This is a genomic window from Pseudogulbenkiania sp. AW2-16 (genome assembly GCF_056824575.1).
Window position 1 is genome coordinate 1,097,165 of record NZ_CP157668.1, and the last position, 20,789, is coordinate 1,117,953.

15 protein-coding genes and 3 pseudogenes are annotated in these 20,789 nt (G+C 69.1%); 13 read left to right on the forward strand and 5 right to left on the reverse strand.

Features of this window, described 5'->3' with window-relative positions:
• The first annotated feature begins 62 nt into the window (after nt 1-62).
• Nucleotides 63-662, forward strand: coding sequence for an FAD-dependent oxidoreductase (locus tag ABKF58_RS05260; protein WP_482583674.1), 600 nt, complete (start codon nt 63-65; stop codon nt 660-662).
• On the forward strand, nt 659-1,561 hold the full coding sequence (locus tag ABKF58_RS05265; protein WP_482583676.1) for an FAD-dependent oxidoreductase: 903 nt from the start codon (nt 659-661) through the stop codon (nt 1,559-1,561). The genes ABKF58_RS05260 and ABKF58_RS05265 overlap by 4 nt, the downstream gene beginning before the upstream one ends.
• A gap of 231 nt (nt 1,562-1,792) precedes the next feature.
• On the opposite strand, the gene ugpQ is transcribed toward ABKF58_RS05265, so the two are convergent.
• Entirely contained in the window at nt 1,793-2,539 is a 747-nt protein-coding gene (gene ugpQ, locus ABKF58_RS05270) for a glycerophosphodiester phosphodiesterase (protein WP_482583677.1), read from the reverse strand.
• A gap of 200 nt (nt 2,540-2,739) precedes the next feature.
• On the opposite strand from ugpQ, the gene ABKF58_RS05275 reads away from it, so the two are divergent.
• The 9 genes and pseudogenes from ABKF58_RS05275 (at nt 2,740) to ABKF58_RS05315 (ending at nt 14,308) form a co-directional block, all read left to right on the forward strand.
• Nucleotides 2,740-3,495, forward strand: coding sequence for a sulfite exporter TauE/SafE family protein (locus ABKF58_RS05275; protein ID WP_482583679.1), 756 nt, complete (start codon nt 2,740-2,742; stop codon nt 3,493-3,495).
• A gap of 230 nt (nt 3,496-3,725) precedes the next feature.
• A pseudogene (locus tag ABKF58_RS05280) lies at nt 3,726-3,836 on the forward strand (hypothetical protein); the annotation flags it as partial.
• Nucleotides 3,837-3,864: 28 nt separating this feature from the next.
• Nucleotides 3,865-5,196, forward strand: a pseudogene (locus tag ABKF58_RS05285) (NAD(P) transhydrogenase subunit alpha); the annotation flags it as partial.
• Between the two features lie 12 nt (nt 5,197-5,208).
• The gene (locus ABKF58_RS05290) at nt 5,209-6,579 is read left to right on the forward strand and encodes an NAD(P)(+) transhydrogenase (Re/Si-specific) subunit beta (protein ID WP_014088853.1); all 1,371 of its coding nucleotides are present in this window, start codon (nt 5,209-5,211) and stop codon (nt 6,577-6,579) included.
• A 120-nt stretch (nt 6,580-6,699) separates the two neighbouring features.
• Nucleotides 6,700-7,980, forward strand: coding sequence for a glycosyltransferase family 4 protein (locus ABKF58_RS05295; protein ID WP_482583680.1), 1,281 nt, complete (start codon nt 6,700-6,702; stop codon nt 7,978-7,980).
• A complete protein-coding gene (locus ABKF58_RS05300) occupies nt 7,950-9,161 on the forward strand; it encodes a glycosyltransferase family 4 protein (RefSeq protein WP_482583682.1) in 1,212 nt (403 codons plus the stop codon). Before ABKF58_RS05295 ends, ABKF58_RS05300 begins: the two co-directional genes overlap by 31 nt.
• The gene (locus ABKF58_RS05305; RefSeq protein WP_008955482.1) at nt 9,133-10,311 is read left to right on the forward strand and encodes a glycosyltransferase family protein; all 1,179 of its coding nucleotides are present in this window, start codon (nt 9,133-9,135) and stop codon (nt 10,309-10,311) included. The genes ABKF58_RS05300 and ABKF58_RS05305 overlap by 29 nt, the downstream gene beginning before the upstream one ends.
• A gap of 99 nt (nt 10,312-10,410) precedes the next feature.
• Nucleotides 10,411-11,454 carry a glycosyltransferase family protein gene (locus ABKF58_RS05310; protein ID WP_482583684.1) on the forward strand — a complete coding sequence of 348 codons (1,044 nt, stop codon included), beginning with the start codon at nt 10,411-10,413 and terminating at the stop codon, nt 11,452-11,454.
• Nucleotides 11,444-14,308 carry a mechanosensitive ion channel domain-containing protein gene (locus ABKF58_RS05315; RefSeq protein WP_482583686.1) on the forward strand — a complete coding sequence of 955 codons (2,865 nt, stop codon included), beginning with the start codon at nt 11,444-11,446 and terminating at the stop codon, nt 14,306-14,308. The genes ABKF58_RS05310 and ABKF58_RS05315 overlap by 11 nt, the downstream gene beginning before the upstream one ends.
• 78 nt (nt 14,309-14,386) lie before the next feature.
• Here ABKF58_RS05315 and ABKF58_RS05320 read toward each other — a convergent pair whose 3' ends face one another.
• Complete coding sequence (locus ABKF58_RS05320) at nt 14,387-14,698, reverse strand: hypothetical protein (protein WP_482583687.1); 312 nt, start codon at nt 14,696-14,698, stop codon at nt 14,387-14,389.
• On the opposite strand from ABKF58_RS05320, the gene ABKF58_RS05325 reads away from it, so the two are divergent.
• Nucleotides 14,682-14,840 carry a hypothetical protein gene (locus ABKF58_RS05325; protein ID WP_482583688.1) on the forward strand — a complete coding sequence of 53 codons (159 nt, stop codon included), beginning with the start codon at nt 14,682-14,684 and terminating at the stop codon, nt 14,838-14,840. The genes ABKF58_RS05320 and ABKF58_RS05325 overlap by 17 nt on opposite strands.
• A 254-nt stretch (nt 14,841-15,094) precedes the next feature.
• Here the strand turns inward: ABKF58_RS05325 and ABKF58_RS05330 are convergent, their stop codons facing one another.
• Entirely contained in the window at nt 15,095-16,483 is a 1,389-nt protein-coding gene (locus ABKF58_RS05330) for an aminopeptidase P family protein (RefSeq protein ID WP_482583689.1), read from the reverse strand.
• A 265-nt stretch (nt 16,484-16,748) separates the two neighbouring features.
• Nucleotides 16,749-18,359 (reverse strand): annotated as a pseudogene (locus ABKF58_RS05335) (methyl-accepting chemotaxis protein); the annotation flags it as partial.
• 220 nt (nt 18,360-18,579) lie between these two features.
• Here ABKF58_RS05335 and ABKF58_RS05340 point away from each other — a divergent pair.
• Nucleotides 18,580-19,557: a LysR family transcriptional regulator gene (locus tag ABKF58_RS05340; protein WP_482583690.1), complete on the forward strand. Its 978-nt coding sequence runs from the start codon at nt 18,580-18,582 to the stop codon at nt 19,555-19,557.
• Here the strand turns inward: ABKF58_RS05340 and ABKF58_RS05345 are convergent.
• The gene (locus ABKF58_RS05345; protein WP_482583691.1) at nt 19,514-20,698 is read right to left on the reverse strand and encodes a benzoate/H(+) symporter BenE family transporter; all 1,185 of its coding nucleotides are present in this window, start codon (nt 20,696-20,698) and stop codon (nt 19,514-19,516) included. The two genes, ABKF58_RS05340 and ABKF58_RS05345, sit on opposite strands and share 44 nt — an antisense overlap.
• Between the last annotated feature and the right edge of the window lie 91 nt (nt 20,699-20,789).

Sequence of the window (20,789 nt, forward strand, 5' to 3'; positions counted from 1 at the left end):
CTCCTTGCGCCGGCACCATGTCGTATGCTGAAAGCAGGACAGCCAAACGGGATGGGGCAACGATGCGAGATCATTACGATGTGCTGGTGGTGGGGGGCGGTATCAACGGCTGTGGCATCGCCAACCTGGCGGCCCAGTGCGGGCTCTCGGTGCTGCTGGTGGAACAGGACGACCTGGCGGCGCATACCTCGTCGGCGTCGAGCAAGCTGATCCACGGCGGCCTGCGTTACCTGGAGTACGGCGAGTTCCGCCTGGTGCGCGAGGCGCTGGCGGAGCGCGAGGTGCTGCTGGCGATGGCACCGCACATCATCCGCCCGCTGACCTTCATCCTGCCGCATCACAAGGCGCTGCGCCCAGTGTGGATGATCCGCCTCGGGCTGCTGCTGTACGACCACCTCGGCAGCCGCGAGCAGCTGCCGGCCAGCCAGCGCCTGACGCTGGCGCAGCACCCGGCCGGCGCGCCGCTGCGCCCGCGCTACCATACCGGCTTCAGCTACGCCGATTGCTGGGTCGACGACGCCCGGCTGGTGGTGCTCAACGCGATGCAGGCGCGCGAATACGGCGCCGACGTGCTGACCCGCACCCGCCTGGAAGGCGCCTGCCGCAGCGAGGGGGCTGGCTGGCGCGCCTGGCGGATTCTTCCGGCGCGCCGCGCACGGTGACGGCGAGCGCGCTGGTCAACGCCGCCGGACCGTGGGTGGAACGGGTGCTGGAAACCAGCCTGGGCCACGCCGGACGCTCCCGGCTGCGGCTGGTCAAGGGCAGCCACATCGTGGTGCCGCGCTGCTACGAGGGCGAGCACGCCTACCTGCTGCAAAACGGCGACCGCCGCGTGGTGTTCGTGCTGCCGTACGGCGACTACACCCTGATCGGCACCACCGACGTGCCGTTCGACGGCGACCCGGCGACGCTGGCGGCGAGCGCGGAGGAGATCGACTACCTGTGCCGCGTGGTGAACGAGTATTTCGTGCGCCCGATCCGGCCGCAGGATGTGGTGTGGAGCTTTGCCGGGGTGAGGCCGCTATTCGACGACGGCTCGCCCAGCGCCACGGCGGTGACGCGCGACTACCATCTGGAACTCGACGGCAGCGACGCGCCACTGTTGTCGGTGTTTGGCGGCAAGCTCACCACGCATCGCCAGCTGGCGCGCGCCGCGCTGGCACGGCTGGCCGGCCACTTCGACCTGGAGCTGCCGGACGAGCCGCCCCCGGCGCTGCCCGGCGGCGTCTTGCCGACGCTGACGCTGAGCGCCTACCGGCACCAGCTGGCGCAGCGCTATCCCTGGCTGCCGGCAACCCTGCTGACGGCGCTGCTGCAACGCCACGGCAGCCTTATCGAGCGGCTGCTGCAAGAAGCGACGGCACTGGCCGACCTCGGCACCGACCATGGCGGCGGCCTGTACCAGCGCGAGGTGGAATACCTGATCAGGGAGGAGTGGGCGCTCCAGCCGGACGACGTGTTGTGGCGCCGCAGCAAGTGCGGGCTGGCGATGAGCGCGGCCGAGCGCCAAGCTTTCGCCGCAGAGTGGGAGAGGCGCTATGCGGGGTTGGGGATGGACTGAAAGTCCGTTCCAGTTAGGTGAGCGGGCCAAGGCAGGTTGGGTGCTGGCGGAGCACAGTAACCGGAATGGTCATGCCGTACCTGAGGATTCCGTATCGCCGAGCGAATGACGGCGTGCCAATCTCTCGCTGAGCCAATCGAAGATTGGCACGCAGGGATTTGCCCAGCGATAAATTCGCACGCCGTCCGCCAGCACTCAAGACGTGAAGGCGCAGCCACCTCATGGGATGGGCTAGACCCGGCTTTGCAGTTCTCCCAATCGGTCCGGGCGGTCGGTGCACAGCATGTCGACCCCCCAGGACTGCAGCAGCCGCGCTTCCATGACGTCGTTCACGGTGTAGGCCATGACGGCGTAGCCGGCGCTGTGGATGGATTCGACCAACGTCAGGTTGAGGCTGGCGTGGTGGCAGTGCAGCGCCAGGGCGCCGACGGCGTCAAGCTGGGCGCGCCAATTGGCCGGCACCGTGTCGAACAGCAGGCCGCGTGGCAACTCCGGTGCCGCGATGCGGGCGGCGTGCAGCGCCTCGGCCGAGAACGACGACAGCAGCGGCGGCACTGCGGCGCGCTGCCATAGCCGCCGCGCCGCACGGGCGACCACGCGCCCGGTTTCGGCCTCGCGCCCCGGGCAGGGCTTGATCTCGAGGTTGACCTGGATGCCGCCACTGCGGCACAGCGTGGCCAGTTCCTCCAGGAGCGGCAACGCTTCGCCGGCGAAGGCGGCGTGGAAGCGGCTGCCGGCGTCCAGTTCACGCAGCTGCGCCAACGTCAGCGCGCGGGCCGGGCCGGCACCGTTGGTGGTGCGCTGCAGGGTGTCGTCGTGCAACAGGAACGGCTCGCCGTCGGCCGACAACTTGACGTCGCACTCCACCGCGCGCACGCCCAGCCGTGCCGCGATCAACAAGCCTGCCAGGGTGTTTTCCGGTGCCAGCGCCCCGCCCAGACGATGGGCGAATACCAGCGGATAGGGCCATAACGGCATGGTCACTTCGGTACCTCGATCGGGATGACGGGCGGCATGACAAGCGGCTCATTGCCGCCCCAACCTGAAAAACGTTGGAATCGATTATGCTTTACGGTCTCGCGTTTTCCCTTAATCGTAAACCCTGCTTTACAGCTCGTGTGACAAAAAGTTACTGTCATCATGGCTTGTGCGGCGCAACAAATAGAAGAAATAGCCCAATGGAAATGGTTTTTCTATGCCTGATGGCGTTTTTTGCCGGCATGATCGATTCGGCAGTCGGTGGCGGTGGGCTGATCCAGCTGCCGGCGCTGTTCAACGGTTTGCCGACGCAGGCTCCGGCCACGCTGCTGGGCACCAACAAGTTCGCCTCGGTGTTCGGTACCGCCAGCGCCACGCGCAGCTTCGTCAAACGGGTGAGGATGGCGTGGGGCCTGATTCTGCCGGCCACCGGCGCGGCCTTCCTGCTGTCGTTCGCCGGCGCCACCGCGGCGAGCCACGTGCCGAAGCAGGTGATGAAACCAGTGGTGCTGGTGCTGTTGATCGCGATGGCGCTGTATACCTTGAAGAAGAAGGATCTGGGGCGGGTACACAAGCCGACGGCGGTCACCGCGCGGGAGAAGCGGCTGGCGCTGCTGATCGGCGGCGGCATCGGCTTCTACGACGGCATTTTCGGGCCGGGCACCGGAACGTTCCTGATTTTCCTGTTCGTGCGCTGTTTCGCCTTCGACTTTCTGCACGCCTCGGCCGCGGCCAAGGTGGTGAACCCGGCAACCAATATCGCGGCACTGTCGTTTTTTGTCACCACCGGCAACATTCTGTACGCGGTGAGCATTCCGATGGCGCTGTCGAACATCGTCGGCGCCCAGGTAGGGAGCCGCATTGCCATCAAGGGCGGAGCCGGGCTGGTGCGGGTGTTGTTCCTGATTCTGGTGACCGGGCTGATCGGCAAGTTCGCCTACGACATGCTGGGGTGACGCCTGGAGTCGGATTGACAGCGGAGCAGGACATGTCAGTGCAATCCGGGACATCTAAAGTCGCATTGACAGTGGACAAGTTTTCCGCAAAATTTGTCGCAAAAGTATAAAAGCGATACGCTTAATAACAAATAAATACATAAAGATAAAACGAACGGCTGTTTAATCTTCGGGGATAACAGCCGTTTGCCGTCTTTACTAACGCTTTTCACACAACTGAGGAACTGACCATGCAGATCGCAATTCCAGCCGAACGTCTGGCTGGCGAGGCGCGCGTGGCCGCTACACCGGAAACGGTGAAAAAACTCGTCGCCATGGGTCACTCCGTGGTCGTCGAGTCGGGGGCCGGACGCCTGTCCGCCGTCCCCGATGCGGCCTACGCCGACGCCGGCGCCAGCCGGCGGAGAACCGCGCGGCAGCGCTCGCCAACGCCGACATCGTGCTCCAGGTGCGCCCGCCCGAGGCCGACCAGATCGCCGAGTTCAAGACCGGCGCCACCGTCGTCTCGCTGATGAACCCCTACGCCAACCCGCACCTGGCGGCGATGGCGGCCAAGAAGCTGTCGGCCTTCGCCATGGAGCTGCTGCCGCGCACCACGCGCGCGCAGAGCATGGACGTGCTCTCCAGCCAGAACAACATCGCCGGCTACCGCGCGGTGCTGTTGGCCACACACTACTACCCGCGCTTCATGCCGATGCTGATGACCGCCGCCGGCACCGTGAAGCCGGCGCGCGTGTTGATCATGGGCGTGGGCGTGGCGGGGCTGCAGGCCATCGCCACCGCCAAGCGCCTGGGCGCGGTGGTGGAGGCGACCGACGTGCGCCCGTCCACCAAGGAGCAGGTGGAGTCGCTCGGCGCCAAGTTCATCGAGGTGCCGATGACCGACGAGGAGAAGGCGGCCAGCGACGGCGTCTACGCCAAGGAGATGTCGGACGACTACAAGCGCCGTCAGGCCGAACTGGTGACCAAGCACGCCATGGCCGCGGACATCATCATCACCACCGCGCTGATCCCGGGCAAGAAGGCGCCGCAGCTGATCAGCGCCGAGGTGGTACGGGCGATGAAGCCGGGCTCGGTGATCATCGACATCGCGGCGGAGGCCGGCGGCAACTGCGCGCTGACGGTACCGGGCGAGGTGAGCGTGACCGACAACGGCGTGACCGTGGTCGGCACCACCAACCTGCCGGCGCTGGTGGCGGCGGACGCCTCCAGCCTGTACGCGCGCAACCTGTTGACCTTCCTGTCGCTGATGCTGAGCAAGGACGGTTTCACCCTCAACCTGGAAGACGACCTGCTGGCCGCCACGCTGATCACCCACGACGGCGCGGTGCGCTTCGGCCAACCTTCCTCCCCGTCCGCCGCCGCCCAGCCGGCCGCGACGCGGGCCTGACCTTCCAGGAGAGCATCATGATCGATCCTTTCATCACCAGTCTGACCGTGTTCGTGCTGGCCGTGTTCGTCGGCTACCACGTGGTGTGGAACGTCACCCCGGCGCTGCACACCCCGCTGATGGCGGTGACCAACGCCATCTCGGGCATCATCGTGGTCGGGGCGCTGCTGCAGGTGGTGGACATCAACGGTGAGGCCATCACCCTGACGTCCGTGCTCGGCGCCATCGGCATCTTCCTGGCCAGCATCAACATCTTCGGCGGCTTCCTGGTGACCCAGCGCATGCTCGACATGTTCAAGAAAAAGAAAAAGTAAGGAGCCGCCATGGAAAATATCTCTGCAATTCTCTACCTGATCGCGGCGGTGCTGTTCATCCTCGCGCTGAAGGGGCTGTCCAGTCCGGTGTCCGCCCTGCGCGGCAACCTGTACGGCATGGTGGGCATGCTGATCGCCGTGGTCACCACCTTCCTGATCATGGACAAGCCGGTGCTGGCGCTGATCGGCGCGGCCATCGCCGGCGGCGCGGTGATCGGGGCGTGGCGTGCCAAGACCGTCGAGATGACCGGCATGCCGGAGCTGGTGGCGGCGATGCACTCGCTGGTCGGCCTCTCGGCGGTGCTGATCGCGGTGGCGGCGATCTTCCACAGCGGGGTGGAGCATACCCCGGTGCAGAAGGTGGAGCTGTTCATCGGCGCCTTCATCGGCGCGATCACCTTCACCGCCTCGGTGGTGGCGTTCGGCAAGCTGTCGGGCAAGTTCGGCTCCAAGGCGGTGTCGTTTAGCGGCCAGCACCTGCTCAACCTGCTGCTGGCGATCGCCATGGTGGGCTTCGGCATCGTCTACTTCGTCAGCGACAGCCACGCCGCCTTCCTGGCGATGGTGGCGGTGGCGCTGGTGCTGGGCGTGACGCTGATCATCCCGATCGGCGGCGCCGACATGCCGGTGGTGGTGTCGATGCTGAACTCGTACTCGGGCTGGGCGGCGGCGGGCATTGGCTTCACGCTGAACAACCCGGTGCTGATCATCGCCGGCGCCTGCGTCGGTTCGTCCGGTGCCATCCTGTCGTACATCATGTGCCGGGCGATGAACCGCTCCATCGTCAGCGTGCTGCTGGGCGGCTTCGGCGCCGAAGCGGCCGTCGGCGGCGCCGCGGCCTCGGGTCCGAAGAACTACAAGTCGGGCTCGGCCGAGGATGCCGGCTTCCTGATGAGCAACGCCGACAGCGTGATCATCGTGCCGGGCTACGGCCTGGCGGTGTCGCGCGCGCAGCACGCGCTGCAGGAGTTCGCCGAGCTGCTGCACGAGGCCGGGGTGAAGGTGCGCTACGCCATCCACCCGGTGGCGGGCCGCATGCCGGGGCACATGAACGTGCTGTTGGCCGAAGCCGAGGTGCCGTACGAGCAGGTGCAGGAGATGGAGGAGATCAACTCCGACTTCTCCAACACCGACGTGGTGCTGGTGATCGGCGCCAACGACGTGGTGAACCCGGCGGCGCAGAAGGACAAGGCGAGCCCGATCTACGGCATGCCGATCCTGGAGGCGCACAAGGCGCGCACGGTGATCGTGGTGAAGCGCTCGATGAACGCCGGCTACGCCGGTCTGGACAACGAGCTGTTCTACATGGACAAGACCATGATGGTGTTCGGCGACGCCAAGAAGGTGGTGGAAGACCTGGTGAAGAGCGTGGCGCATTAACGCCGGCTTCGGCCAACCTTGAAAGATCGACCGCCCGGCCGGCAACGGCAGGGCGGTTTTTTTACGTCGTGTGGCCGATACTGGAGAAGAGTCCGTTGCTAGCAGGGAACCGATCTCGCCATGCCAACCCGCCACCTCGGCGTCGTCCTGAAAGGCTACCCGCGCCTTTCCGAAACCTTCATCGCGCAGGAGCTGCGCGAGCTGGAGGCGCGCGGCTTCACGCTGACGCTGTTTTCGCTGCGCCACCCCACCGACCTGGAGCGCCACCCGGTGCACGACGAGATCCGTGCCCGCGTGGTGTATCTGCCGGAGTACCTGTACCAGCAGCCGTGGCGCGTGCTGCGTGCCGCGTTGGCGGCGCTGCGCCGGCCGGCGGCGCTGTGGGCGACGTGGCGGCTGTTCCTCGCCGACCTCGCGCGCGACTTCACCCCCAACCGGGTGCGCCGTTTCGGCCAGGCGCTGGTGCTGGCGGCGGAGTGCCCGCCCGAGATCGAGCAGCTCTACGTGCATTTCATCCACACCCCCGGTTCGGTGACGCGCTACGCCGCGCGCCTGAGCGGCCTGCCGTGGGCGGCGTCGGCGCACGCCAAGGACGTGTGGACCCAGCCGGAGTGGGAAATCCGCGCCAAGCTGGCCGACATGCAGTGGCTCGCCACCTGCACCCGCGCCAACCACGACTACCTCTCGGCGTTGCCTGAGGGGCGCGGCAAGGTGCATCTGGTCTACCACGGCATCAGCTTCGCGCGCTTTCCGCCGCCACCCCCGCCCCCGGCCGCGCGCGACGGCAGCGACCCGGCGCACCCGGTGGAGCTGCTGTCGGTGGGCCGCGCCGTGGCCAAGAAGGGCTACGACGACCTGCTCGCGGCGCTGGCGACGCTGCCGCCCGGGCTGCACTGGCGCCTGAGCCACATCGGCGGCGGCACGCTGCTGCCGGAACTCAAGCGCCAGGCGGAGCGGCTCGGGCTGGCCGGCCACATCCGCTGGCTGGGCGCGCTGCCGCAGCAAGAGGTGCTGGCGGCCTACCGCCAGGCCGATCTCTTCGCGCTGCCGTGCAAGGTGGTCGACGACGGCGACCGCGACGGCCTGCCCAACGTGCTGATGGAAGCGCAGAGCCAGGGGGTGTGCTGCCTGTCGACGCGGCTGTCGGGCATCCCCGAGCTGATCGAGGACGGCGTCAGCGGCGTGCTGGTGGAACCCGGCGACGTGGCGGCGCTCGGCGCGGCGCTGGCGCGGCTGATCGCCGACCCCGGCCTGCGCCAGCGCCTGGCCCAGGCCGGCGCCGAGCGGGTGCGCCGCGAGTTCGCCATGGAACGCGGCATCGAGCGGCTGCTGGCCTGTTTTGACACCCCTCTTTCCGCTACGGAGGCAGCATGCCCCGTCTCGCCTTCTACGCCCCATTGAAATCGCCGCGCCACCCGGTGCCGTCCGGCGACCGCACACTGGCGCGGCTGCTGCTGCGCGGTCTGCGCCTGGCCGGCTGGCAAGTGGAGCTGGCCTCCAGCCTGCGCAGCTACGACGGCGTCGGTGATCCGCGCCAGCAACAGCGGCTCAAGGCGCGCGCCGAACGCCGCGCCGCGGCGCTGATCGCCGCCTACCGCGCCCGTCCGCCGGAGGAGCGGCCGCAGGCCTGGTTCACCTACCACCTCTACCACAAGGCGCCGGACTGGATCGGCCCGGCGGTGTGCCGCGCCCTCGGCATCCCCTACCTGCTGTGCGAGGCCTCGCACGCGCCGCAGCAGGAAGGCGGGCTGTGGCAGGACAACCTGTCCGACTGCGTGGCGGCGATCCGCCAGGCGGCACGCATCTTCATCGTCAACCCGCGCGACGAGCCCGGCCTGGCGACGGTCCTGGCCAACCCGCTGCGGGTGCTGCGCCGGCTGCCGCCGTTCATCGACACCACGACGTTGGCGCGGCGGCGCCCGCGTGGGGAGCTGGCGCGCGAAGCCGGGCTCGACCCGGCGCGGCCCTGGCTGATCAGCGTGGCGATGCTGCGCCCGGGCGACAAGATGGCCTCGTACCGGCTGATGGCGGCGTGCTACCGGCGGCTGCTGGCGGAGGGACGCCATCTGCACTGGCTGATCGTCGGTGACGGCGCGGCGGCGGCGGAACTGGACGCGCTGATCGCCGACCTGCCCGGTGCAGTGCGGCTGGGCGCGCTCGACCCGCCCGCGGCGGCGCCGTGGCTGGCGGCCTCGCAGCTGTGCGTGTGGCCGGCGGTAAACGAGTCGTTCGGCATGGCGCTGCTGGAGGCGCAGGCCGCCGGCTGCCCGGTGGTGGCCGGTTACGGCGCCGGCGTGGCCGGCATCGTCGACGCCGCCAGCGGGCGGCTGGTGCACGATTGCAACGTCGAGCGCTTCAGCGCCGCGGTGGCGACGCTGCTGGACGACTGGGCGGTGCGCCGCGCCATGGCCGAGGCCGGCCCACACTACGTGCGCGAGCACCACTCGCTGGGGCGCGCCGCCGCGCTGCTGCGAGCGTACTGGCCGGGCCCGCCCGTCGCGGCATCGGCTATACCGGAAGAAGCCGTCCCGGCTGCTGCCAAGGTATCCCGCGATGAAGAAAAGCCGCATCCTGATCTATAGCCACGACTCGTTCGGGCTGGGTCACCTGCGCCGTTGCCGTGCCATCGCGCACGCCCTGGTCGAGCGCTACAAGTCGCTGACGGTGCTGATCCTGACCGGATCGCCGATCGCCGGCCACTTCAACTTCAAGGCGCGTGTCGACTTCGTGCGCATTCCCGGCGTGATCAAGCTCTACAACGGCGAGTACACCCCGCTCAAGCTGCACATCAGCCTGAAGGAGACGCTGGCGCTGCGCGAGTCGATCATCCTGCACACCGCGCGCGTGTTCGAGCCGGACCTGTTCATCGTCGACAAGGAGCCGCTCGGGCTCAAGGGCGAGGTGGCCAGCACGCTCGACCTGCTCGCCACGCGCCGCACCCGCACCATCCTCGGCCTGCGCGACGTGATGGACGACGCCGACCGGCTGTCGCGCGAGTGGCAGGCCAAGAACGCGCTGCCGGCGCTGGAGAGCCTGTACGACGAGATCTGGGTGTACGGCAGCCGCAATATGGGCGACCCGCTCACCGGGCTGCCGATCACCCCCGCCATCCACGACAAGATGCTGTACACCGGCTACCTGCCGCGCCACCTGCCGGAGCATGAAAGCTCCGGCCTGCTGGAGGGGCTGCCCGAGCCCTACCTGCTGGTGACGCCGGGCGGCGGCGGCGACGGCGCCGAGATGGTGGACTGGGTGCTGCGCGCCTACGAAAGCGGCGCCGCGCTGCCGTGGCCGGCGCTGTTCATGCTGGGGCCGTTCATGTCGGCGCACGAGCAGGAGGCGTTCCGGCTGCGCGCCGCCCGGCTGCCCAACGTGCAGATCGCCACCTTCGACACCCAGTTCGAATCGCTGATGAACCAGGCGCGCGCGGTGGTGGCGATGGGCGGCTACAACACCTTCTGCGAGATATTGTCGTTCAACAAGCCGGCCCTGCTGGTGCCGCGCACCGAGCCGCGCCTGGAGCAGCTGATCCGCGCGCGCAAGGCGACCGCGCTGGGGCTGACCACCATGCTCGACCCGGCGCAACTGGCCGACACCGCGCCGATGGTGGCGGCGCTGCAGCGCCTGCCGGAGCAAGCACCGCCGTCGGCCGCGGCACGGCGCAACATGCTGTGCGGGCTGCAGACCATCGGCAAGCGGGTGGGCGCCATCGTGCGGGAGCACGCCTCGTGAAGCTGCTGTTCTACGTCCAGAGCCTGCTCGGCATCGGCCACCTGCAGCGCGCCGCGCGGCTGGCGCGGGCGTGCCGAGGCGCACGGCCTGGAGGTGCACATGCTGATGGGCGGCGAGGACAGCGCGCTGGTCGATTTCGGCGCCGCCCGGCGCATCGTGCTGCCGCCGCTGACCAGTGCCGACGCCCGCTTCACCACCCTGCTCGACCGCCACGGCCGGCCGCTCGACGCCGCGCTGGAGGCCGAGCGGCGCGACCGCGTGCTGGCGGCGCTGGAGCAGGTGCGCCCGGCGCTGCTGCTGATCGAGAGCTACCCGTTCGGGCGGCGCCGCCTGCGCTTCGAGCTCGACCCCCTGATCGAGGCGGCGCGCGCCATGACGCCGCGTCCGCTGGTCGTCTGCTCGGTGCGCGACGTGCTGCAAGGGCGTTCGCCCGAGCGCCAGACGGAGAGCGCCGCGCTGTTCCGGCGCGACTTCGACCACCTGCTGGTGCACGGCGACGCCGAGTTCTTGCCGCTGGCGGCAAGCTTTCCGGTGGCGCAGCTGCCGCCGGAGCGGGTGCACCACACCGGCTACGTCGGCGCCACGCTGACGCCGTCGGACGACCCCGCGGCGGCCGGCGAGGTGCTGGTCTCGGCCGGCGGCGGCGCGGTCGGCGCCGAGCTGCTCGCCACCGCGCTGGCGGCCCGGCCGCTGACCCGGCTCGCTGCGCGGCGCTGGCGCCTGCTGTGCGGCCCGCGGCTGGAGGCGGCGCGGCGCCGGGCGCTGGAGCACAATGCACCGGACGGCGTGATCGTCGAGGACCTGCGCGCCGATTTCGCGCCACGCCTGGCGGTGGCGGCGCTGTCGATCTCGCAGGCCGGCTACAACACCGTGCTCGACCTGCTCGCCGCCGGCTGCCCGGCGGTGCTGGTGCCGTTCCAGGGCGAGGACCAGACCGAGCAGCACCTGCGCGCCGAGGCGCTGGCCGCGCGCGGACGCGTCGCGCTGCTGGAGGAGAACGCGCTGACCCCGCTGGCGCTGGCGGCGGCGATCGAGCAGGCGCTGACCCTGCCGCCCACCCGCCTGCCACTCAGGCTGGACGGCGCCGAGCAGAGCGCGCGGCTGCTGCGGCGCTGGGCCGAGGAGGCCGGCCATGGCGGGTGACGATGGTTTTGCCGTGCTGCGCGCGGAACTCGACCGCTGGAGCGAGAGCGGCCGGACGGCCACCATGTGGTGGCGCGACGACGACGCGGTGGCGGACAGTGCCGCGCTGCAACGGCTACTGGACCTGGCCGATGCCCACGCCGTGCCGTTGTGGCTGGCGGTGATTCCGGCCGCGCTGGAGGACTCGCTGCCCGCCGCCCTCGCCGCCCGGCACGCGCCCGGCGTGCTGCAACACGGCATCGCCCACCTCGACCACGCCCTGCCGGGCGAGCGCAAGTGCGAGCTCGGCGCCGCCTGGCAGTGGGACGTGCTGCGCGCGGCGCTGCAGGGCGGGCGGGCGCGCCTGGCGGCGGCCTTCGGCCAACGTTTCCGCCCGGTGCTGGTGCCGCCGTGGAACCGCCTCCACCCCGGCTGGATTGCGCGCCTGCCCGAGGCGGGGCTGATCGGGCTCTCCACCCTCGGCCCGCGTCGGGTGCAGCCCGGTCTCGCCGTGGTCAACGTGCACGCCGACCTGATCGACTGGCGAAGCCGCCAGTACGCCGGCGACGCGGCGCTGGCAGCGGCGCTGGCGCGCCACCTCGCGGCGCGGCGCCGCGGCGAGGCTGACGCCCAGGAACCCAGCGGCATCATGAGCCACCACCGCGTGCACGACGCCGCCATCTGGGACGGTGCCGCGCGCCTGCTGGCGCTGCTGGCCGCCCACCCCGCCGCCGCACTGGCACGATCCGGCGACGTTGTGGCATGCCGCTGTGGCGGAGGGCGCGCCGCCATGCTGAACGAGCTCTTCAACAGCACCAACCAGATCGCCGACGTGCTGTGGATCATCCAGCAAATCCTCGGCCGCGCCGCCGGCGAGCTGCAACTGATCGCGCAGCAGATCGACCACGACATCACCGCCGCCGGCTGGGACCGTTTTGCCGGCATCACCGTGCTGGTGGTGGGGGTGGCGATGCTGGCCGAGTACCTGGCCGGGCGCCGCTTCCGCGCGCTGGCCAACGCCATCGGCCGCGAACAGGCCAGCGGGCTCGGCAGCCGCATCGGCTACCAGCTGCTGCGCACGCTGTTCCGGCTGCTGTGCGTCGGCATCTTCATGATCACCGCGCAGGGCATGCTGCTGCTGACCAGCAACACCAACGACGTGCGGCCGAAGCTGCTGTTCAGCCTGCTGCTGGCGACGGTGACCTTCCGCGCCGTGGGCGTGCTGTCGCAGGCGGTGTTCGCCCCCACCGCCAAGGGCATCCGCCCGCTGCCGATCGCCTGCGAGCAGGCCATCGGCTTCCACCGCGGCGTGATGACCTTCACCCTGCTCTACATCGTCGGCTTCCAGGGCACCGATTTCCTGGCCTGGCTCGGCATGGACGGCGAACTGGTGCGCCTGCTCAAGGTGCTCACCGGCCTCGCCCTCAACCTGTTCGCGCTGGGCTTCGTCTGGCTCCAGCGCGGCACCATCGAGCAGTTGTTCCAAAGCCGCGACCGCAACGGCGGGGAACACGGCCTGGCCATCATCCTGAGCCAGTCGTGGCCGCTGCTGGTGACGCTGTGGCTGCTGGCGATCTGGCTGCTGTGGAGCCACAGTCTGATCATCGGCAACCTGCAGCACGCCGCCAAGATGTCCTGGCCGTGGTGGCTCACGCTGCTGTTTCCGATCATCGACCGGCTGTTCGCCGCCGCGCTCTACAAGCTGTGCCAGCTGCCCTGGCTGCAAAGCCATACCTTCGCCCAACGCTCGCGCCGCTTCCGCCGCATCATGCAGGGCGGGCTGAGGCTGATCATGCTCACCGTCGCGGTGCTGACCGTGGCCGACGTGCTGGGCTACGACGCCATGACCATGAGCGGCGACGGCCGCATCAGCCGCCTGCTCAAGTCGCTGCTCGACAGCATGGTGATCGTGCTCTTGGCCTATATGGTGTGGGAGGTGCTGTTGTCGCAGATCGAGCGCCAGCTGCCGCCGCCGGAGCAGGAGGTGCAGAGCACCCTGGCCGACGAGGGTGAGGGCGCCGCCGCCGGCAGCCGGCGCGAGACGCTGCTGCCGCCCTTGCGCACGCTGCTGTTCTTCCTGCTGCTGATCATCCTGACCCTGAGCCTGCTGCACGCGCTGGGGGTGGAGATCGGGCCGCTCCTGGCCGGCGCCGGGGTGATCGGCATCGCCATCGGTCTGGGGGCGCAGAAGCTGGTGCAGGACGTCATCTCCGGCATCTTCTTCCTGCTCGACGACGCCTTCCGCCGCGGCGAGTACATCGAGGCCGGCGACTTGCGCGGCACGGTGGAGCGGCTGTCGATCCGCTCGATGCAGCTCAGGCACCACCTGGGCGCGCTGCAGACCATCCCCTACAGTTCGATCCGCACCGTGCGCAACATGAGCCGCGACTGGGCGACCATGAAGCTGGAGATCCGCCTGCCCTACGACGTCGACCTGGAGACGGTGCGCAAGGTGATCAAGGGCGTCGGCGAGGAGATGCTGGCCGACCCCGAACTGGGGCCGCACTTCATCCTGCCCCTGAAGTCGCAGGGGGTGATGCGCATCGAGGAGTCGGCGCTGATCGTGCGCATGAAGTTCACCACCCGCCCCGGCGAGCAGTGGGTGATCCGGCGCGAGGCCTACCGCCGCGTCAAGGAGGCGCTGGAGGCACGCGGCATCCTGTTCGCCCACCGCGCGATCCACGTCATCCTGCCGGTACCGGCGCCGGCCAAGCCGCCCCAGCCCATGGCGCCGCTGGCGGGCTACGACGACACCCACGAGCTGACCGAGGAGGACAGCCAGCGCACGGCGGCGATGGCCGGCGCCAGCGCCGGGGCGATCCTGGCCGCCGAACTGGAACGGCAGAACCGCATCGACGACGAGGATTCGCCCTGACGCCCCGTGCCCTGCCTCCGCCGTTCGGCCTAGCCCCTCCCCCTCGTCGGGCGTATCGAAGTGCCCGCCGCCGTCGCGCTACACTGCAGCTTCCCCCTGCCCGTATTGGAATACCGCGTCATGACCCAGATCACCGATTTCGACTCGCTGCTGGCCGCCGCACGCCAGCAGCCCGACCCGCAACGCCTGCTGTTCGTGTTCGTGCGCTCGGTGCTGCACGACGACCACGCCCCGCACGAAGCCGAACGCTTTAACGCCGGCCAGGGCGGCATCCTGCAGCCGGTGCTGTGCGTCGACAAGACCCCGGCCGAACTCACCAACTTCGCCGCGCTCAAGGCGGAATCGGCGCGCACCGGCGAGGCACTGGCAGCTCATGTTCGTCGCCGCCATCGGCGGCGCCAACGGCCAGGCCCCCAGCAGCGACGACGCCGAAGAGCCGCTCAAGCGCATGATCCAGACCATCCAGACCGGCGGCGACGTGTCGCGCTACCTGGCGTTCGATCATCAGGGCGAGCCGGTGCGCTTCCTCTGAGCGCATCGCCCTCCCCGCCGCCGCGCACGCGGCGGCGCTGAACAAAAGGTTGGCCGAAGCCCCGCACACGGGCTTCGGCCAGCCTTTGGTCGATGAGCGCGGTGAGACGGTTCAGAACCTGGTTACGATCTCGCGAGCTAGAGCGAAACAAGGCAAAAACGGCTGAGGAAGCGGAGTTTACACGTGGTAAATGAGCATTCCGAAGACGTTTTTAACGCCGTATCGCCGACGCGCAGCAGATCGTAAACAGGTTCTCAGCCCGCCATCGCCGCCTCCACCTCATCCGCCGTCTTCGGGATCGGCGTACCCAGCACGCGGCAGCCCTGTTCCGTCACCAGCACGTCGTCCTCGATGCGGATGCCGCCGAAATCGCGGTAGTCGTCGAAGCGCGCGTAGTCGATCAGCCCGGCGTGGCGGCCCTCGGCCCGCCAGGCGTCGATCAGCGCCGGGATGAAGTAGATGCCCGGCTCCACGGTGATCACCATGCCGGCCTTGAGCGGCTTGCCCAGACGCAGGTAGCCCAGGCCGAACAGCGCGCTGCGCTGGGCCTCGCCGCCGTAGCCCACCAGGTCCTCGCCCAGCCCCTCCATGTCGTGCACGTCCATGCCGATCTGGTGCCCCAGGCCGTGCGGGAAGGCGATGGCGTAGGCGCCGGAGTCGACGATGGCGTCGGCGTCGCCGTGGAAGAAACCCTGCGCCGTCATCCGCTCCACCATCACCCGCGCCGCGCGCTTGTGCACCTCGAGATAGGGTACGCCCGGGCGGATCGCCTCGAGCGCGGCCAGCTGCATCGCCAGCACTGTGTCGTACAGCGCGCGCTGACGCGGCGTGAAGCGCCCGCCCACCGGCAGCGTGCGCGTGATGTCGCTGGCGTAGCCGCTGGCACTCGCTGCGCCGCTGTCGTTCACCACCAGGTCGCCGGCCGCCAGCACCTGGTCGTGGTGATGGTTGTGCAGCACCTCGCCGCGGCGCGAAAAGATGCTGGGGTAGGCCAGCTGCCAGTCGTGGCGGCGCACGATGCCTTCCATCTCGCCCACCACCGCGCGCTCGGCCACGCCCGGCCGCGCCGCGCGCATCGCCGCCAGGTGCATGGCGTGCGTCACCGCGAGCGCCGCTTCCATCTCGGCGATTTCCTCGTCGCCCTTGATCTCGCGCAGCGCCACCACGGCGCGGGTCAGCGCGGCGGACACGCCGGCGCCCAGCTCGTCCGGCGGCAACGCCAGCAGCCGGCCCAGCTCGATCTGCGTCTCGCCGCGGTACGGCGCCAGGTAGTGCACGGTGCGGCCGGCGCCGCGCGCCGCGCGCACCACCGCCGCCAGCTCGGCGTACGGCCGCGCCACGGCGACGCCAACGGAGGCGGCGCGCTCGGCCAGGCTCGGTTGCGGCCCGGTCCACACCACCTCGGCGACGTCGGGCTCGCGCCCGAACAGCGTCACCGCGCCGCTGTCGGCGTCGATCACGCCGGCCAGCCCCGGCTCGTTCAGGCCGAAGAAATAGCGGAAGGAGCTGTCCTGCACGAAGGGGTAGATGTTGTCGCGGTAGTTCATCGGTGCGTCGACGTTGCCCGGGAACAGCAACAGGCCGGACAGGCCCGCCGCCTGCAGGCGGGCACGGCGCTGCAGGTAGATGTCGGCAGAAAACATGGAGTCGATACCTTGTGGGTGACGGAACGGAAGCACTGGATTGTATACAGTCGTTCAACTGTACACGCGCCGCCGCCGCCCCGCCAGCGCCGGGCCTCTCACACGCGGTAGGCGCTGACCTCCTGGCGCATGCTCCCCGCCACCCCTTCCAGCCGCGCGGCCAGCGCGGCGGCTGGCTGGCGGCGCAGCTGTTTTCCTCCGCGCCTTGCGCCACCACTTCCACCTGCTGGGCGATGCTGTTGGTGGCCATGCCCTGCTCGCGGATGGCGTCGGAAATCTCCGTCACCAGGCGCGCGCTCTGGCTGGCGCCGTGATGCAGGCTGCTCATGCTCTGTTGCGCCGACTGCACGCCCTCCTGGCCCTGCTCCACCTGCTGCACGGTCTGCTGCATGCGCCCCACCACGCTGCCGGAGACCTGCTGGATGGCGGCGATGATGGCGCCGATCTCCTGGGTGGAGGCGGCGGTGCGCTCGGCTAGCTTGCGCACCTCATCCGCCACCACGGCGAAGCCCCGCCCCGACTCGCCGGCGCGCGCCGCCTCGATCGCGGCGTTGAGCGCCAGCAGATTGGTCTGCTCGGCCACGTCGCGGATCACGCTTACCACAGAGGCGATGTCCTGGCTGCGCGATTCGAGCTGGACGATGTCTTCCGAGGCGCCGCTCACGGTCGCGGCGATGGCCTGGATGTCGGCCACGGAACGCCCGATCACCTGCTGGCCGTTGCCGGCCTGCCCGGCGCTCTCGCCCGCCAGCTGCTGCGCCTCCTCGGCGCGGGTGGCGACATGGTTGATGCTGACCGTCATTTCTTCCACCGCGGCGGCCATCTGCGCCGACGAGGCGCTCTGCGTGTCCGAACTCTGGGCCACCTGGCGCGACGCCGCCTGCAGTTCCTGCGACGATTCCGCCACCGCCATCACGCCTTGCTGCAGCGTGCGCAGGCTGGACTGCAGCCGCTCCAGCAAGCGGTTGAAGGCCTGCGAGGCCTGGCCGATCTCGTCCCGCCCCGCAGCCGGGGCGCGCAGGGTGAAGTCGAGCCGGCTGCTGATGGTTTCCATCGTGCTCGCCAGGTCGCCGAGACCGCGCTTGATGTTGCGGCACAGCAAGCCGCCCCACACCAGCGCCAGCAGCGCGGACAGCGCCATCAGGCCGAAAGACAGCCACAACGACTGGGCGTAGGCACGGTCGTTGTCCTGCTTCATGGCGACGGCCATTCTGTTGTTGTAACCGATATGCTGCGTCCAGGAGGCGGCCAGTGCCGCGCCCTTGCCGCGGCCGGCGAAGGCGACCGCGGCGTTGGTGTCGCCGCTGCGCGACGCCCCCAGCGTATGGTCCATCTCCTGCTTGTAGGCCGCATACGTCGCCTTGTCCGCCGCCAGCGCGGCGCGGTCGTCGGCGTCGCTGACCAGCGACTCGTAGGCCGCGAGCTGCGTGTCGATGGCGCTGAAACTCTGCCGGATCTGGTTCTCGTACTCGGCCTTCTTCGCCGGGTCCGCGGTGGCGATGTGCTTCCACACCGCCACCCGGGCATTGGCCGTGGCATCCTTGGCGGCGACCAGGACCTTGACGCTGGGCATGATGTCCGTCGTGAACCCTTCGATACGAACCTGCGCCCGGGACAGCTGCCATACCGCCAGCCCTCCCGCCGCGATCACCAGCAGCACCCCGATCAGGAACGACAGTATCAAACGCGTTGTGATTTTCATCATCCACCTCGGCTCACTGGAAAATCCTCGGGAAGAGCGGCGCAGTCCGTCCTTCCAAAACAAACGTTTGCATTCCACCCCGCCACGCCACCCGCCCGCATTTTGGTGCAAAACAGCAACAACTCCCGCCATGCCACGGCACTGGCAATTTTCACACTCCGGCCATCGGGCCATAACGCCGTCATTCTGTTCATGACAAAAAGGACAAGCGCTCTGCTCTGGCCGTGCGCGAATCTCATAGGTTGATTTTTTCTCACCGCCATCGATGCGTTTTCGGAATTCACTAATTAATCCTGCGGCTGATTTGTAATAGAAATCAAAAAGTACATAATTGACGCACAGCCGGCATAAAAAATACAGTCCTCACGCATCCCATTTGAATAAACAAAAATTAATGAAAAGACAATTACCGTCTCTCAATGCCCTCAAAATCTTCGAGGCGGTGGGCCGCACCCTCAGCTTCACCCAAGCCGCGTCGGCGCTGGGCCTGACGCAAAGTGCGCTGTCCCGGCAAGTCAAGACACTGGAAACGGCGCTGGGCCAGAAACTGATCGACCGCAATCAGAAACGGATCGTGTTGACGCCGGCAGGACAGCAGTTGTTGGCTGCGGCGAGCCAGGCCTTCGATACGCTGGAAAAAGCCATCGGGCAGATCAACGAGGCCACGGCGCAAAAGGTGCTGCATATTCGCTGCCCGGTCTTGTTTGCCAGCCAGTGGCTGATTCCGCGCCTGCGGGAGATCGAGTTCATCAGCGGAGCCGACAAGATCATCATCAGCTCGCCCGAGCGGCCGAATGACAGGGACATGCCGCCGGTGTCGTGCGAGGTGCGCTGGGGAGACGGTTCATGGCCGGGCTTCGACGGCGAGCTGCTGCGCTCGGTGCGCCTGCAGGCGTTCTGCGCGCCGCCGGTGGCCGAACTGTTCGCCCACAGCGGCGACACCAGCCGCTTGCGCCTGCTGATCTTCCAGCAGCCCAACCAGCAGATCTGGCAGCACAGCTGGAACCGCTGGCTGGAGGCCAACCCGCTGCCGGGCAGCACCGAACGGCTGGTGTGCGACTCCCCGAAATCGACGCTGAGCGCGGCCTGCAAGGGCCTGGGACTGGCCCTGTGCGACCCGGTGATGCTGGAGAGCGAACTGGTTCTCGGGCAGCTGGTGCCGTTCAACGAGCATCAAGTCGGCTGTGCCCATTCCTATTGGATCAAGACGCCCGGCGCCGGCGACAGCCCCGCCAGCCAGCGGCTACACCAGTACCTGACGCAATACTTCGGCAATGCCGGCCGGCGTGACAGCGGCACCGCCACAGGTCGGCGGCATGCTCCAGGCGTCAGGCCGGAGCCGAGCGCCAACGCCAGCGCAGCAGGCCGCTGACCGCCCCACCCGCCAGCAAGGCCCACAACGGGGTGCCGAGCCCGGCGATGGTGACGCCGGAGGCCGCCACCACGAAGGTGAGCAGCGCCGCCTCGCGCTGGCGCTCGTCGCCCAGCGCGGTGGCGAGCGAGGAGGCCAGCGTGCCGAACAACGCCAGCCCGGCGGCGGCGGCCACCAGCGCCTTGGGCAGGGTCAGGATCAGCGCCGCCAGTGCGCCGCCGGCCAGCCCCAGCAGGATATACAACACCCCGCACACCACCCCGGCCATGTAGCGCCGCGCCGGGTCCGGGTGCGCCTCGGGCCCGGTGCAGATCGCCGCGGTGATCGCCGCCAGCACCACGCCGTGCCCGCCCAGGGGCGCGGTGACGATCGACATCAATCCGAGCGTGGTGACCGGCGAGCACGCCGGGATGCGGTAGCCGGACGAGGCCAGCACCGCCATGCCCGGCAGGAACTGCCCGGTCAGCGCCACCAGCGCGAGCGGAATGGCGAGGTTGACGAAGGCCGTCCACGACCATGCCGGCAGGGTGAACTGCGGCCCGGCGCCGCCCTGCCACGCCGGCAGCGCGCCGAACAGGCCCTGCACGCCGGCGATGACGAATCCCAGAGCCAGCGCGAGCGGCAAGGCGTAGCGCGGGAACAGCCGCCGGCCGAGGAAGAACGCCGCCGCCATCGGCAGCACCAGCGCCGCGTCATGGCTGGCCGCCCCGGCCAGCTCGGCGACGAAGCGGAACAGGATGCCGCCCAAGAGCGCCGCCGCCAGCGCGGGCGGGAACACCTTCATGATCCTGTCGAACAGCCCGGAAGCACCGATCGCGGTGACGATGACCGCCGCCGCCAGGAAGGCACCCACCGCCTCGGGGTACGGCACGCCGGGCAGCGCCGCCAGCAGCAGCGCCGCGCCCGGCGTCGACCAGGCGGTGATCACCGGCGCCTTCCAGCGCAGCGACAGCCACAGGCCGGCGACGCCGGAGCCGATCGACACCGCCCACACCCAGGAGCCCAACTGGGCAGCGCTCAGGCCCGCCGACTGCGCGGCGTGCACGATGATGAGAAAAGGGCCGGAATACCCCACCAGCAGTGCAAGCACCGCAGCGAGGACGGCCGAAGGCGACAGATCGCGCCAGGGGGAAAACGTCATGGTTCTGCTCCTTGGAGCCGCTAACACAACCCTCTTGGCAGTGTTGTGCGCGTGCGGATCCATCGCTGGGCGCGCATTTGCCGTACTGGGT